The organism is Bacillus cereus G9842, assembly GCF_000021305.1.
GTDB lineage: Bacteria > Bacillota > Bacilli > Bacillales > Bacillaceae_G > Bacillus_A > Bacillus_A thuringiensis_S.
In genome coordinates this window covers 1,246,204-1,261,000 of the sequence record NC_011772.1, presented here as the reverse complement: position 1 = coordinate 1,261,000, position 14,797 = coordinate 1,246,204, and the positions used below count along the sequence as shown (strand labels likewise).

Here is a 14,797-nt window from a genome sequence, read left to right as displayed (position 1 = left end):
TACTAAAAAAGCAGGCCATTTTCTGGCCTGCTTTCCCCTCTTTTATACGATGAAATATATTGCTTTTAATGGTCCATGTACTCCGACAACAAGATTCATCTCAATGTCAGCCGAGTTACTTGGTCCTGTAATAAAGTTAATACAAGATGCCGCTGTCTCGCCATCTTCTACACGTGAGTTCATATCCTGAACTGCTTGTGTAATACGAGGCACAAGTGTTTCACGTGGAATAATAGCTAAATATACAGTCGGTAAAAAATGTAAAGAACGTCCTTGTCCTTTATGACTTTGTACAACAATTGTACCAGATTCAGCTAATGTATAATCACTAAATGCAATACCAATATTCGCTTTTTCAGCTAAACGCATATTTCCGTCTTTTCTCTCTGGATCCCATACGTTTACTTCAACGTCTCGCTTTGGAAGTTCTTCTTTAAATAAAGATGTTAAACCATATGCATCAAAACGCTCATCCGCTGATAATAAAATAGGTCCTCCGCCGTTTTCCATGATTACTTGTTGAAGGTCTTCACGTAAACGTTCATTTGTCGTTTCTACTACAGTTGTATGAATGTTTGTACATTGATTTTTAAACACTTCTAGTAATTCTTCTTGTGAATAATCTTTTAATGTTTCTATATTCACATTACTTTTCCATACTGGACGCTCTACACCTTCTGTTTTACGCGCGCGCCCAAGTTCTTTTGCAATGTTATCTAGAAAGGCATCACGGTTTTGAATTAATCCTGTCATTATTTATCCCCGCCTTTCTTATGATCTTTATACCAATCACGGAATCGTTCTTTACTTGGAGCTGGGAATTCACGAATATCCGTCCAGTTTTTAAGTGGGCCAACACCTTTTGATACACGATTACCAGATGTAAATGGACTCATTGCCGCTGGTGCCATTTTTGAACCCATTTTATATAAAGCAGCTGAAGAAGCACCCATACTAAACATTTTCATCGCTAGTTTTTCTGCAAGTGGTGCACGACCTTCTTGCTCAACGATGACTTGACGATGTTTTAATAATAAATCATGCAATGGAATTTTTACTGGACAAGCTTCTGTACATGCTCCGCATAAACTAGATGCATAAGGAAGCTCTTTATAATCATCATATCCACCTAGAAGCGGTGTTAATACCGCGCCGATTGGTCCTGAATAAATCGATCCATATGAATGTCCACCAACGTGACGATATACAGGACATACGTTAACACAAGCAGCGCAACGAATACATTGTAATACTGAACGGAATTCAGATCCAAGAATTTGAGAGCGACCATTATCAACAACAACTAAATGGAATTCTTCAGGTCCATCAACTTCCTCTTCTTGAATTGGTCCTGCTACTGTTACATAACTTGTTAATTTTTGACCTACTGCACTACGACATAGTAAACCAACTAAAACATCTAATTCTTCCATTGTCGGAACCATACGTTCCATACCCATTACTGCAATTTGTGTTTTCGGAATTGACATAACAAGATCTGCATTACCTTCATTCGTTACTAAACAAAGGGAGCCCGTATTTGCAACAGCAAAGTTACAACCAGTTACACCAATTTCTGCATCCATAAATTTCTCACGAAGTTGTTTACGAACAAACTTTGTCATTTCATACGGGTCATCAGAATTTTCATAGCCTAGCTTTTCTTTAAATACATCGCGAATTTGCGTTCTATTTTTATGAAGTGCAGGTGCAATAATATGTGAAGGTGGATCGTTATCTACTTGCAAGATATACTCTCCTAAATCACTCTCTAACACTTCACAGCCAATCTCTTCAAGCGCATGGTTCATACTGATTTCTTCTGTTACCATCGACTTTGATTTTACTACTTTTTTCGCTTGTTTCTTTTTGGCGACGTCTTGAATATACTTTGCTGCTTCCTCTTTCGTCTTCGCAAAGTACACGTGTCCGCCTCTTTTTGATACATTTTCACTTAACTGCATTAAGTAATAATCAAGATTTTCTAACGTATGTTGACGGATTTGTTCACCTAGTTCACGCCACTCTTCCCAGTTTCCTAATTCATCTGCGGCTTTTAAGCGATTCGTATATAAGCGCGTTTGTGCCGAAGATACTGCTCCGCGCATAAACGAATCTTGAATTCCATCACCAACGCGATCATTAAATTTTTTCTCACTAATTTTCATAGACATAGCTTATGTTCCCCCTTCATGAGCGACTATTCAGTACCTCAGCAATATGCATTACTTTTACTTCTTTTCCTAAACGCTCAATACGTCCGCCAATGTTTAACAAACACCCACAATCTGCACCGATTAAATAATCTGCACCTGTTTCCATTACACTATCTACTTTTTCATCTACCATTTGCTCAGAGATTGGAGTCATCTTAACTGAAAACGTTCCCCCAAACCCACAACAATTTTGCACGTTTGGCAAATCTCTCACAGTTAATCCTTTTACATTTGATAATAAAATCCCTGGTGCTTCTTTTACTCCGAGCATACGTGTCATATGACATGATTTATGAATAGTAGCTATCCCTGATAAACTTGCACCAACATCTGTAACTTTTAAAACATCTACAATAAACTGTGTAAATTCATAAGTTTTATCAGCAACTTTTTGTGCACGTTTAGCCCACTTTGGATCATCTTTGAAAACATGCGGATACTCATGAAACATTGTCGCACACGAGCCAGATGGTGTAACAATATATTCTGCATCTTCAAAAGTTTCAATCATATGTTTCATCGCTTCTTTTGCTGCTTCTACATGGCCGCTATTATAAGCAGGCTGACCACAACAAACTTGTGCTTCTGGAAATTCAATTTCACAACCTAAACGCTCCAACACTTCAACTGTTGCTTTACCGACATTTGTTTCAAACATATCGACTAAACAAGTAACAAATAAAGTAACTTTCATAACTATTACTCCCCCTTTTTACAACTTCGCCAACAAACATATGGTCATCAGATGACTTAGTAGAGAAGAAATAGGCTCAACCATGGCCTATCCTCTCCCTCTCCTAAAGAAAACGCTTACTTAATCTTTCTCTATTTTATCAGAAAATTAAATTTTTAAAAGATTAAATTACGAATTTATATCGTTTTTACCTGTGACAATATGTTCTACATTTGTTAAATGATCTAGCATTGCTTTCTGCGCTAATTCTACATCTTGTTTTAACACCGCATCATATATAACTTGATGCTCTTCTATAAGTCGTTCTGATGTCGTTTGTTCACCATATAAAATAATGCGTCTTGATTCACCAATTGTTTCAGCAATCATCTCTGAAACATGATTCATGAGTTCAAGCAAAATGTTATTATGCGAAGACTCTGCAATTCCCATATGAAATTGAAAATCAGCTTTTTCGCCAGCCTTTTCATCTCCAATGCTCTTTGCCATTTCATCTAACCAATGTTTCATATTTTGTAAATTATCTTCCGTACGTTTTGCCGCCGCTACTCGAACTGCCCCCACTTCAAGCACCTTTCGTACTTCTAATAAATTCAAAATATCTTCTTTCTTCATTAATAATCTATTGTTTAATGATTTTGTTAATGAAGAAGAATCGAAGTTCTTCACATATGTACCTTCTCCTTGTTTCATCTCAATTAAGCCCATCGCTCTTAGCGCACTTAGCGCTTCACGAACAGCAGATCTGCCAACTTGAAACTGCTCAGCTAATTGATGCACAGGGAGTAGTTTGTCACCAGGTTTTAACGTACCATTTTTAATCATTGTTAAAATAGCTTCAGATACTTCTTCGTAAATTTTTTTCGGTTTAATAGATTTGTACTCCAGTTAAATCACCTCAGTATCTTCCAAACAACAATTGAAACGATTTATAAGAACTTTGCATCATAACTATTTTAGACCGAATTGATAAGAAGTACAAATGTTTTGTTCATAAAATAGTCAAATTTCCGATATTTATTACATATTAATTTATATTTTTACGTATAAAGTGAAACTTTAATCAGTGAGGGTTTTGTTCATCCCCCACTGATTATTAGCCCTCACCAATCGGGCTTTTACGGGCAGCAGTGCCTCCACCTAACTTCTTTGCTTCCGCTGAATTTTGAGGTGAGGGTCTTACTGACCAGAGAATAGCGGGATAAATATTTTCTTCAATATAAAGAACATGCCCTAAAAATTAGAACATGCCCCCCTCATCCTGTACATTCAGTTTAATAATAACCGTTGTTCCCTTATCTTTTTCACTTTCAATTTTCCACTGTCCACCATGTATATGAACAATTTGTTTCACAATAGCAAGGCCTAAACCTGTTCCACCATGTTGACGACTTCTCGCTTTATCAACTCTGTAAAAGCGTTCCCCAAGATTCTCCAAATGCTCTATATCAATGCCAATTCCTGTATCTTTTATTTTTAATTCACAGTAATCATCGATTTGCTCTAAAGTTATAACGATATTTCCTTTTTGATTTGTATACCGTATCGCATTATCTAACACATTATGAAGCACTTGTTGCATACGATCCTCATCAATCATGACAATGACCTCTGGATTTAAATTGGTTGAAATATGAATTTCCTTTTCTATAAACTTAATCTCATACGTATCTAATACGTCTTCAATCAGCTGTGAAAAAACGATAGGTTGCTTCTTTAACGGAAAGTGCTCACCTTCTAATTGTGCTAAGTCTAACAAGTCATGAACGAGACGCTGCATACGACCTGCTTCTTTATGAATTAGCTGGGTTACTTTTTCCTGCTGAGCTCCCTTTGCAACACCATCTAAAATAGCCTCGCTATACCCTTTTATATAACTAAGTGGTGTTCTAAGTTCATGCGAAACATTTGCTAAAAATTCCTTACGCTTTACATCTTCTGTTTCTAATGAATTTGCCATTTTATTAAATGCTTTTCCTAATCGTCCAATTTCATCCTCTGAAGAAACGGTAATCCGCTCCGAAAAATCTCCCGTAGCCAAATGATTTGCAACCCGCTCCATTTGCGAAAGCGGCTTCGTAATTGCAATTATAATTTTTCTTCCAACCCATATCGTAATTAAAATCATAGCAATTGCTAGTGGTGCTAAAATAAGACCCATATCATATATTAAGTCTTTTATACTTTTTAAAGGAATATAAGAATATACAATTCCGACTAATTTTTTATTTTCCAATACAGGGATGACAACCCCCATAATATTACGTTCAAAATGTTCTTCATATCCTATCTTTGTCACAGTTTTCCCATCTAATAGCGTTTGCCTATCTCCTTCACTTATAAGAGAATGATGATGCACATCAAAAGGTAAACATGCACTTAAATCACGCGGATTAGACACGAAAAGAACGTCTGAACTAGATATTTGATCAAATGATCTTACTTTCTCTTCAAAAATTGATATTCCTTCGCGCTTATCATACTGAGCAGCAAGATTTTTCCCTTCCATTACTAATGAACCTTTTAAATTATCAACGTATAGTTTTTCATATGAGTATAAAGATACGAAATAAAGAAAGGACACTGTTACACATACTGCACACACTACTGTAAGCCAAAGTTTTTGTACCATCGTAAACATACGTTACACCTCGAATTTATAGCCTACACCCCAAACAGTTTGAATGTAGTTTCCACTTTCTCCAAGCTTCAAGCGCATCGTTTTCACGTGCGTATCTACTGTTCTTGTACTTCCCGCATAATCATATCCCCATACCTTTTCAAGTAATTGTTCCCGGCTAAATACTTGTCCTGTATGCTGACAAAGAAAATATAGTAAATCAAACTCTTTTACTGTAAGAGAAATCGGCTCACCATCCGCCTCTATTCGTCTACTTTTTTCATTGATAAGAATTGGTCCAAATTGAATCTCTTCTTGCTGTTCTTGCTTTGTATATCTTCTTAACACAGCTTCCATACGGGCAACCAATTCACCAGGACTAAACGGTTTTACAATATAATCATCCGCTCCCATACGTAAGCCGTTCACCCTATTCCACTCTTCACCTTTTGCGGTTAAAAATATAATCGGCACATCTGACGTTTTTCTAATTTCTTTACAAACTGAAAGTCCATCCATTTCCGGCATCATAATATCTAATACAACGAAATCATAATGATCTGTTTCTAGTTTTTTAAGAGCCTCTTTTCCATTTTCAGCTTCTCCCCACTCATATCCGAAGTTGTCCAAATACATTCCAACAAGCTGCCTCATATCACTTTCATCATCTACAACTAGCACTCTATATTTATTCATTATCCTTCCCTTCCCTCTCTATGAGTTGAAACGGTCCTTTTCCGACTTTAATTGTTTGTTTTATTTTCAAATTCTTCATATCCATAACGCACACTTCATCACTATCATAACTTGCTACATATCCTTCTGCTCCGCTCTCCAAAAATGCAAATGGATTCGATCCTACTTCTACAGAAGCTATTTCTTTATATGTGCTAATATCAAACTTTCTAAGTGTGTTCGAACCATGACTTAGTGCATATACGTACTTACTATCCTTCGTTATATTCACAGGCATAAATGGAGCGTGTAAAGAGCGCACCATTTCTCCCCCCTGTAAAGAATACACTAACACTTTCTCATTTACTTGATTTCCATCACCATGTCCGCCAATCCATATTTCTTTCCCATCAGGACTAATCGTTGCTCCGGTTGATGCTGGCGGAATCATAAAGGATTGAACAACTTCTTTTTTCTTCGTATCAATTGTCGTTAGTTTCGTATCATAAAAGTTTAGTACAGATAACCGATTATGATACTCTACCATCGTTATAGGACCTTTTCCTGTTGAAACATTTCCTGTCTCTTTCCCATTTATCGTAAAGAACCTTACCTTTTGAACATTTTGATCGGCAGCAAATAATTGCTTTTTATCTTCTGATACGACCACATTTACAATGCCCTTTCCAGTTTTATATTTTTCCACTTGCCTTCCTTCCGCCAATGAATATACATACATATATTCTAATTGCTTACCGTATACAAGGATTTCCTCACCGTTTGGAAGCAGTGTGATTCCGGCCATTGGCTCATTTAGTTCCCATGTCGTGATTAACTTTTTATTTTTTTTATCAATAAAACTAATGCTGCCTTCTTTTATATTCGTTGTTATAATAACATTTTTATCTTTAGCAATTGGTGTATATGAACTTCCTTGACACCCTACTAATAGAAATAAAAAACAGAGAAGAAAAACATACTTTCTCAAAAGATTCCCTCCATCTTCGGATGATTTCGTTATAATTGTAAAATAACAAATAAATGTGTGGAAAGTGTGAAATTTTCCTTTCTTACTCAATTTACATATATAATGTACAACAAATAGAATTTGAGGTGTGTCAATTATGCTATTTCCTGATTTAGCGAATAAAATTGTACGAGAAGTACGCAGACTAATTACAGAGAATATTATTATTATTAATATACAAGGCGTTATTATTGCAAGTACAGATACAGAAAGAATTGGTCAATTTCATGAAGGTGCACTCCGCTGCGCTAACCAAAAGAAAACTGTCATCATTACAACAGAAGATGAAAGGCAGTTGCAAGGTGTAAAGGCTGGAATGAATCTTCCTTTATTATTTCATGACGAAGTAATTGGTGTTATTGGAATTACAGGAGAACCTGAAAATATTTCACGCTATGGAGAAATATTGCGTAAGATGACCGAGTTATTAATTCATGAAAACTACTTTTTAGAGCAACTAGAACTTGAGCACCGTTCTTATGAAGCTTTCGTCTTTGATTGGCTTCAAAATACAGAATGGTCTCCAAGTTTTCTCGATCGCGCCAAAACACTTGGCATTGATTTATATAAGAAGAAACAACTTATTTTGTTTTCTATTGGAAAAAATGACACGATGCTCCAGCGTAAAATATGGCAACATATACGCAATATATTAACAAAAGAGCATCTATTTGTTCGGTGGGGAAATGATCGTTTTATTTTATTTACAGCGATGAGCTCCAACGAGCAAACATACCAATTTTTAAAACGATTAAAACAAGACTGCGAAGCTTTATTTTCTATTCCTTTATATATCGGGATTGGACAAACAGTTACCCCAAACAATATGAACATATCTTACGAACAAGCATTACGTGCTCTTTCTGTATCATTGGAAACGAAACAAATTGTATTTAATGAAGATTTACGTTTAGAAATGTGTTTACAAGATATTTCTGCCGAAACGCGTGAACAATTTCTAGAGCGTACCATCGAAAACTTACTATCATCTCCTGAGCTTATGCACACCTTACGCTTATTTATCGATTATAACCAATCTTATAAACAGACAGCTAAACAATTACATATACACATTAACACATTACATTACAGGCTAAAAAAGATTGAAGAGCATACAGGACTTGATCCAAAACAATTCAAAGACTTAAACGTTTTATACTTCGCACTCCTCCTATTAGATAATCATACAAAAAAGAACGATAAAACAGATTAATCTTTAGATGATTACACATAGAAAGAATCCCTTTACTTTTTTATCATTATAATGAAAGCACTGTTACCACGTTGTTTATTATAACTAAACACGTTAACAGTTTGAGGGGGATTTCCAATGTTAGAAAAGCAAATTATTCATTCATTCGTATCTATTGTTGGCGAAGATAATGTAGATACATCCAATATGGGGCGTTTAACTTATAGTTATGATGCCACTCCAAACTTCCAAGCAATGCCTGATGCAGTCATTGCTCCACGTAATACAAATGAAGTAGCTGAAGTGTTAAAGGTATGTAACACTCACAAAATTCCTGTGTATGTTCGTGGGTCTGGAACAAATCTTTGCGCAGGAACATGTCCACTTGAAGGCGGTATCGTCCTTATTTTCCGCCATATGAACAATATTTTAGAAATTGATGAAGAAAACTTAACAATTACTGTACAAGCTGGTGTCATTACACTTGATATTATTAAAGCAGTAGAAGAAAAAGGTTTATTTTATCCGCCAGATCCAAGTTCGATGAAGATTTCTACAATCGGCGGCAATATTAATGAAAATTCAGGTGGGTTACGCGGCTTGAAATATGGCGTAACACGTGATTATGTAATGGGGCTTGAACTTGTCTTACCAAATGGTGATATTATTCGTACTGGCGGCAAATTAGCAAAAGATGTAGCTGGTTACGATTTAACTCGTTTATTTATCGGCTCTGAAGGAACACTTGGCGTGGTAACAGAAGCGATATTAAAACTTGTTCCTATGCCTGAAACAAAGAAAACAATGCTTGCACTCTATGAAGATATTAATGAAGCTGCACGTGCTGTTTCTTCTATTATTGCAAATAAAATTATTCCAGCAACTCTGGAATTTTTAGACCAACCGACAATTGAAGTAGTAGAAGAGTTTGCACAAATCGGTTTACCTACAGATGTAAAAGCAATTTTATTAATCGAACAAGACGGCCCGCCCGAAGTAGTCAATCGAGATATTGAAAACATGGCTAACGTTTGCCGCTCTATGAATGCAGTTGATGTTCGCATTGCAAAAGATGAAACGGAAGCAGATGCACTTCGTACCGCTCGCCGTAGTGCACTATCAGCGCTCGCACGATTAAAACCTACTACAATATTAGAAGATGCAACTGTACCACGTTCACAAATCGCTCCGATGGTTGAAGCTATTAATGCCATTGCAAAAAAATATAATATTCCTATTTGTACGTTTGGACACGCTGGTGACGGTAACTTACATCCAACTTGTATGACAGACGCTCGTAATGCAGAAGAAATGCACCGAGCTGAACAAGCTTTTGCTGAAATATTTACGAAAGCAATTGAACTTGGTGGCACAATTACTGGTGAACATGGTGTTGGTGCGATGAAAGCTCCATATTTAGAAATGAAATTAGGTAAAGAAGGTATTGCAGCTATGCAAGGAATAAAGCAAGCTTTCGATCCAAATAACATTATGAATCCTGGAAAAATGTTCGCGAAAGACACTCGAAAAAGAGTGGTGGTTGAGCGATGACCACATTAAATAAAGAAAATATTCAAAAAGAATTTAAAGAACGATTAAGTGAAGATGAATTACTAAACTGTATGCGATGCGGTTTTTGTTTACCTACTTGTCCTACCTACATTCAATCCGGATATAAAGAGTCACATTCACCGCGCGGACGTATCGCATTAATGAAAGCTATCGTTGATGGTTTAATCGAACCAGATGAAGATGTTGAAAATACATTAAACGTTTGTCTTGGTTGCCGTGCTTGTGAGCCTGTTTGTCCATCTGGTGTAAATTATGGACATTTATTAGAAGAAGCTCGTGATATTATTAATCAAAATAAAAAATTCTCAATGCCAGTGAAAGCTGTTCGAAAAGTCGTTTTTGAAGGATTGTTCCCCCATCAAAATCGAATGAGAACATTAACAGGACTAATTGGATTTTATCAACGTTCTGGTTTACAAACACTAACACATAAAACAGGTATTATGAAGTTATTCCCTGAAACACTTGCAACGATGGATCTCATTTTGCCAAAAGTGCCAAAAATGAAAGCAATGAAAGATCGTCCTTCATTTTTACCTGCAGAAAGTACAAAGAAAAAACAAGTTGCATTCTTCACAGGCTGCTTAATGGATACTATGTTTTTAGAAACAAATAACGCAACGATGAAACTTCTTCAATTAGCTGGTTGTGATATCGTTATTCCGAAAACACAAAGTTGCTGCGGTGCATTGCATGGACATGCTGGTGAAAAGAGTGGAGCAAAAGAATTAGCAAAGCGAAATATAAAGGCATTCGAAGATTTAAACATCGACTATATTATTACGAATGCAGGTGGTTGCGGAGCTTACCTCGTAGACTATGATTATCTTTTAAAGGATGATCCAGAGTGGGCTGAACGTGCTAAGCAGTTTGTTTCTAAGATTAAAGATATTACTGCTATACTAGTAGAACTAGACTTCCATAAGCGAACTGATTTACGACTCACGCAGCAAATTATTACGTATCAAGACTCTTGTCATTTACGCAATGTTATGCGCACAGCTTCTGAACCTCGTATGTTACTAGAGGCTATCCAAGGTGCAACATATCGTGAAATGAAAGATGCGGACCGCTGCTGTGGCTCTGCTGGTATTTACAATATTGTTCATTCAGAGTTATCAATGGAATTTCTAGATTACAAAATGGACCGTGTGCATGAAACAGACGCAGCAACCATTGTTACTGCAAATCCAGGTTGTTTATTACAAATGAAATTAGGAATTGAGCGAGAAGGGCTTTCTCATAAAATGAGAGGAATTCACATTGTAGATTTATTATTAGAAGCAATTGAAACTAACTCGTAACATACGTAATAATAGGAAAACGGCTATCTCCTTCGTCTATGTAAAGAGATAGCCGCTTTTTTGTCTGCTACAACATTAAAAATATGTTACTTTATTATAAAAAAGAACAACAGAAACATTACAGTTTTGTAAAAATCAATCCATTATATTCCTCAAAAAATCGCTCAAACCATTGATACAATAGGATTCTTTATTTTCTTTTTAGGTAAATTTATCCAAAAACCCCTCTTAAAATCAAGTATAAAAACACTATAAATTCCTTTTATACTCTATATTTCTCTTATTTTTGCTCACTTCTTCTCTTAGGATAAATTAGGTAATTTTAAAGTCTATGAATTTTTTTCCATCTTTTTTCTCGCAAATTGTATGCTACGATGAATTTGTCAGTCAGACAGGCTGTCAAAAACAAATCGTGTGAAAACAAATTAAAACTTTATATAGGGGGACACACATCATGAAAAAGCGTGTTTTATTATCTGTAGCTGCTGCAACAGCTCTTACTTTAGGAGTATCTTCTCTAGATGCACAAGCTGCAACAGTACAACCATCTAACATTAAGGTTCAAAATATTCAGCATTCAAAAGTAATGATGAAACAAATGAACCAACAAGAATTACAAGCATTCTTACAATCTATGGGCGTTGAGTCATTAGCGCAATGGCAACAAGGAAACTTCCAACCAAATTGCATTATTCCTGGTCAACAACCTACTGAAAATGTTGTAACTGAGCAACCAACAGCTAAGCCAGAAACTCAAAAGCCTGCCGAGCAAAAGCCTGCTGAAGAAGTTCAAAAACCAGAAGCTCAAAAGCCTGCTGAAAACAACAATACTCAAAAACCTGCTGAGCAAAAACCTGCTGAGCAAAAGCCTGCTGAAGAAGCAAAATCTTTAAGCGAGTTCGAACAACGTGTTGTTGAATTAACAAACGCTGAGCGTACAAAGCAAGGCTTACCAGCACTAAAAATCGATACTGAATTAAGCAAAGTAGCACGTATTAAGTCTGAAGACATGCAAAAAAACAACTACTTTGATCATAACAGCCCTACATACGGGTCTCCGTTTGACATGATGAAGAAATTTGGTATTTCTTATACATCTGCAGGTGAAAACATCGCTCAAGGCCAACGTACACCTGAAGAAGTAGTACAAGCTTGGATGAACAGCGCTGGACACCGTGCAAACATCTTAAATAACGGCTTCACTCACATCGGTGTTGGTTATGTAGAAAGCGGCAACTACTGGACACAACAATTTATTACAAAGTAAATAGATTAAAAGAGTCTTCTCATAATGAGAAGACTCTTTTTCAAGTTTCATAGCTTTCTATTATGTATGAATAGAAAATATAGAACATAAACAACATAGATCCACAGCTTATTACACTAAGCAATATATAAAATCCCCACTCTAAGTTCAAAAACAATGAAAACAATATGCCACATGCCATCACTTGAAAAATCCGTCTACTTACTAAACGAATTTTTTGTAATTTAATTGGATCTTTTTCTTTGCCTTTTATTTTCTTAAATTCTTTACTCAGCATAAAAAGAAACATACTAATCCCAATCGTTAATCCTGTTTGAAAGAATATAAAATCTCCAAAATTAATCAAGAGAATAAGCATATGAATAAACAACATAAATAATGTAATTTTCTTTATAAATCCACCTATAATACAATGCTCTCTTTGATTAAACTTAAATATATTATGTGAAATAATATACAAAAATCCATATGAAAAAATAATAAAACAAGGAATAAATGCTACAACAACTTGTTTACTCATAAACTCGTTTGGCTCACCATTTACGTTCCAATGTACTGCCATACGATTTGGTAAATAGGGGTAAAGACATAGAGTAACTAAAAGACAAGCGAAAAATATTCCAAGTACATACTTATATTTGATCAAGTAATTCTCACCTCTCTTTTCTCTTAACGGCTTCGCTTCTTTTAGAGAAATCCCTGCAAAAATCTACTTTTTTCAAATTAAAACTTATACTTTACGCATTTTCTTTTTGAAATTCTTTTATTTTATTATTTAATTTTGTAGGAAACGGCACATCAACTTCAATCGCTTCTTTCGTAATTGGATGCAAGAAATTTATCTTCATCGCATGTAATGCTTGACTGGACATATATTTTGTTTGCCCACCATATAATACATCCCCAACTAGTGGATTACCATTATGACTCATATGAACACGAATTTGATGCGTTCTACCCGTTTCTAATTGTAACGTTACGAAAGTCGTGTTTTGCTTCTTAAAATACTTTTCTACTTTATAATATGTGATAGCTTGGTCACCTTTTGGAGAAATACGACGCCTTGTAGCATGATGGCGATCCCTTCCGATAGCAGCATCAATCGTTCCTTGTTTCTTCTTTACTTTCCCTTCAACGAGCGCTGCGTACGTTCTTTTAATTTTTCGTTCCATTAATAAACGATCCATAATTGCACCAGCAATTCTATGCTTAGCAAACACGACACCACCTGTCGTATCTTTATCTAAACGATGAATATGACGAACCTTCGTCTCTAAACCTTGCATTTGAAAATGAAAAGCAACAAGATTTGCAAGCGTCCCGTTTCCACCTTTTTCAGCAGGATGTGTGTCCATTTGCTCTAGTTTATTTACGATGAGTACGTGATCATCTTCGTATACTACATGTAATTCACCATATTCTGGATCTACACCGTACTCTTCCTCCGCAAACATATGAACTTGTAACTTATCGTTCTCTTTTAAAAGCTCATTCCATCTTCTTTGTTCCCCGTTAACCGTAACACCTTTTTCCATACGAAGCTGATGTAATAGCTTTTTCGGTATTTCCCATTCTACTTTTAATACCGATTCAATACTTATACCATTCCATTTAGCTGGAACGGTAATTTCACACCATTCGCCCTTTTTCTTTGTTTCCATACTGTTTATCACCTTATTTCTATTGATTCTCTCATTGTAACGGAAAACACACTTTGATGCACCGTCAAAAATAGAGGACAGTCTTATAATAGACTGCCCCTCAAGCTCTAAGCCTTTTCATTTCTAACAATACTTCTTCAGCTTTTTGTTCATACGATAAATCTTTAAAGAAATCTGCCAACCTTTTATAATCATTGTAAGCATCTAATAAATCGTCCATCCTTTCTATTTTCATCACTTGTTGTTTTTGTTTCATTTTTACTGGATAACGATAACCTGATACTTCTTGTATTTTGTAATACTCATCCTCTACTTGAACGACCTTTACAAGTTCTTCCTCCTCTGCATCCATCGTATACCCGTCAAATTCTCTAAGTAGTTCATAAATGATATGAGTCCATTCATCTTTTGGATAAAATCCCTTTTCTAACCGATAACCGACAATGCGATACATATGCCCATCGTTTTCTGCAAACTGTACTGTATCATTTAACTTAAACTTAAAATAACGAAACATTGCCTTCACCTACTTGTATGTAATGTTCTTATCACATACTATTTGCAAAATG

General features: G+C 35.7%; 14 protein-coding genes. 4 read left to right on the top strand and 10 right to left on the bottom strand.

Annotated features, from left to right (window positions below):
- Positions 1-42 precede the first annotated feature (42 nt).
- The 7 genes from BCG9842_RS06280 to BCG9842_RS06250 form a co-directional block, all read right to left on the bottom strand.
- Positions 43-753 carry a LutC/YkgG family protein gene (locus BCG9842_RS06280; protein ID WP_000147194.1) on the bottom strand — a complete coding sequence of 237 codons (711 nt, stop codon included), beginning with the start codon at positions 751-753 and terminating at the stop codon, positions 43-45.
- The gene (locus BCG9842_RS06275; protein WP_000061930.1) at positions 753-2,174 is read right to left on the bottom strand and encodes a LutB/LldF family L-lactate oxidation iron-sulfur protein; all 1,422 of its coding nucleotides are present in this window, start codon (positions 2,172-2,174) and stop codon (positions 753-755) included. Before BCG9842_RS06275 ends, BCG9842_RS06280 begins: the two co-directional genes overlap by 1 nt.
- A gap of 16 nt (positions 2,175-2,190) precedes the next feature.
- Entirely contained in the window at positions 2,191-2,910 is a 720-nt protein-coding gene (locus BCG9842_RS06270) for a (Fe-S)-binding protein (protein ID WP_000869152.1), read from the bottom strand.
- A gap of 168 nt (positions 2,911-3,078) precedes the next feature.
- Positions 3,079-3,768, bottom strand: coding sequence for a FadR/GntR family transcriptional regulator (locus BCG9842_RS06265; protein WP_254894088.1), 690 nt, complete (start codon positions 3,766-3,768; stop codon positions 3,079-3,081).
- A gap of 382 nt (positions 3,769-4,150) precedes the next feature.
- On the bottom strand, positions 4,151-5,551 hold the full coding sequence (locus BCG9842_RS06260) for a sensor histidine kinase (RefSeq protein ID WP_000494812.1): 1,401 nt from the start codon (positions 5,549-5,551) through the stop codon (positions 4,151-4,153).
- A gap of 3 nt (positions 5,552-5,554) precedes the next feature.
- Entirely contained in the window at positions 5,555-6,226 is a 672-nt protein-coding gene (locus BCG9842_RS06255; protein WP_001046396.1) for a response regulator transcription factor, read from the bottom strand.
- A complete protein-coding gene (locus BCG9842_RS06250) occupies positions 6,219-7,193 on the bottom strand; it encodes a YncE family protein (protein ID WP_001234158.1) in 975 nt (324 codons plus the stop codon). The genes BCG9842_RS06255 and BCG9842_RS06250 overlap by 8 nt, the downstream gene beginning before the upstream one ends.
- A 127-nt stretch (positions 7,194-7,320) precedes the next feature.
- On the opposite strand from BCG9842_RS06250, the gene BCG9842_RS06245 reads away from it, so the two are divergent.
- The 4 genes from BCG9842_RS06245 (at position 7,321) to BCG9842_RS06230 (ending at position 12,567) form a co-directional block, all read left to right on the top strand.
- Positions 7,321-8,445: a CdaR family transcriptional regulator gene (locus tag BCG9842_RS06245; RefSeq protein ID WP_003277264.1), complete on the top strand. Its 1,125-nt coding sequence runs from the start codon at positions 7,321-7,323 to the stop codon at positions 8,443-8,445.
- A 117-nt stretch (positions 8,446-8,562) separates the two neighbouring features.
- Positions 8,563-9,975 (top strand): glycolate oxidase subunit GlcD, encoded by a 1,413-nt coding sequence (gene glcD / locus BCG9842_RS06240; protein WP_000890758.1) that lies wholly within the window; start codon positions 8,563-8,565, stop codon positions 9,973-9,975.
- Complete coding sequence (locus BCG9842_RS06235) at positions 9,972-11,300, top strand: (Fe-S)-binding protein (protein WP_000209615.1); 1,329 nt, start codon at positions 9,972-9,974, stop codon at positions 11,298-11,300. Before glcD ends, BCG9842_RS06235 begins: the two co-directional genes overlap by 4 nt.
- Before the next feature lie 454 nt (positions 11,301-11,754).
- Positions 11,755-12,567: a CAP domain-containing protein gene (locus tag BCG9842_RS06230; protein WP_000747571.1), complete on the top strand. Its 813-nt coding sequence runs from the start codon at positions 11,755-11,757 to the stop codon at positions 12,565-12,567.
- A gap of 40 nt (positions 12,568-12,607) precedes the next feature.
- Here the strand turns inward: BCG9842_RS06230 and BCG9842_RS06225 are convergent, their stop codons facing one another.
- The 3 genes from BCG9842_RS06225 to BCG9842_RS06215 all read right to left on the bottom strand — a co-directional run bounded on the left by BCG9842_RS06225 (position 12,608) and on the right by BCG9842_RS06215 (position 14,745).
- Positions 12,608-13,213 (bottom strand): DUF1648 domain-containing protein, encoded by a 606-nt coding sequence (locus tag BCG9842_RS06225; RefSeq protein WP_000599008.1) that lies wholly within the window; start codon positions 13,211-13,213, stop codon positions 12,608-12,610.
- A gap of 91 nt (positions 13,214-13,304) precedes the next feature.
- On the bottom strand, positions 13,305-14,228 hold the full coding sequence (locus tag BCG9842_RS06220; protein WP_000448345.1) for an RluA family pseudouridine synthase: 924 nt from the start codon (positions 14,226-14,228) through the stop codon (positions 13,305-13,307).
- 100 nt (positions 14,229-14,328) lie between these two features.
- The gene (locus tag BCG9842_RS06215) at positions 14,329-14,745 is read right to left on the bottom strand and encodes a hypothetical protein (protein WP_000490302.1); all 417 of its coding nucleotides are present in this window, start codon (positions 14,743-14,745) and stop codon (positions 14,329-14,331) included.
- Between the last annotated feature and the right edge of the window lie 52 nt (positions 14,746-14,797).

What these genes read in the sequence shown, in the direction of transcription:
- BCG9842_RS06220 (WP_000448345.1), bottom strand. Translation starts at nt 14,228, where the DNA reads ATGGAAACAAAGAAAAAGGGCGAATGGTGTGAAATTACCGTTCCAGCT.
- BCG9842_RS06270 (WP_000869152.1), bottom strand. Translation starts at nt 2,910, where the DNA reads ATGAAAGTTACTTTATTTGTTACTTGTTTAGTCGATATGTTTGAAACA.
- BCG9842_RS06275 (WP_000061930.1), bottom strand. Translation starts at nt 2,174, where the DNA reads ATGTCTATGAAAATTAGTGAGAAAAAATTTAATGATCGCGTTGGTGAT.
- BCG9842_RS06230 (WP_000747571.1), top strand. Translation starts at nt 11,755, where the DNA reads ATGAAAAAGCGTGTTTTATTATCTGTAGCTGCTGCAACAGCTCTTACT.
- BCG9842_RS06255 (WP_001046396.1), bottom strand. Translation starts at nt 6,226, where the DNA reads ATGAATAAATATAGAGTGCTAGTTGTAGATGATGAAAGTGATATGAGG.
- BCG9842_RS06280 (WP_000147194.1), bottom strand. Translation starts at nt 753, where the DNA reads ATGACAGGATTAATTCAAAACCGTGATGCCTTTCTAGATAACATTGCA.
- BCG9842_RS06235 (WP_000209615.1), top strand. Translation starts at nt 9,972, where the DNA reads ATGACCACATTAAATAAAGAAAATATTCAAAAAGAATTTAAAGAACGA.
- BCG9842_RS06215 (WP_000490302.1), bottom strand. Translation starts at nt 14,745, where the DNA reads ATGTTTCGTTATTTTAAGTTTAAGTTAAATGATACAGTACAGTTTGCA.
- BCG9842_RS06260 (WP_000494812.1), bottom strand. Translation starts at nt 5,551, where the DNA reads ATGTTTACGATGGTACAAAAACTTTGGCTTACAGTAGTGTGTGCAGTA.
- glcD (WP_000890758.1), top strand. Translation starts at nt 8,563, where the DNA reads ATGTTAGAAAAGCAAATTATTCATTCATTCGTATCTATTGTTGGCGAA.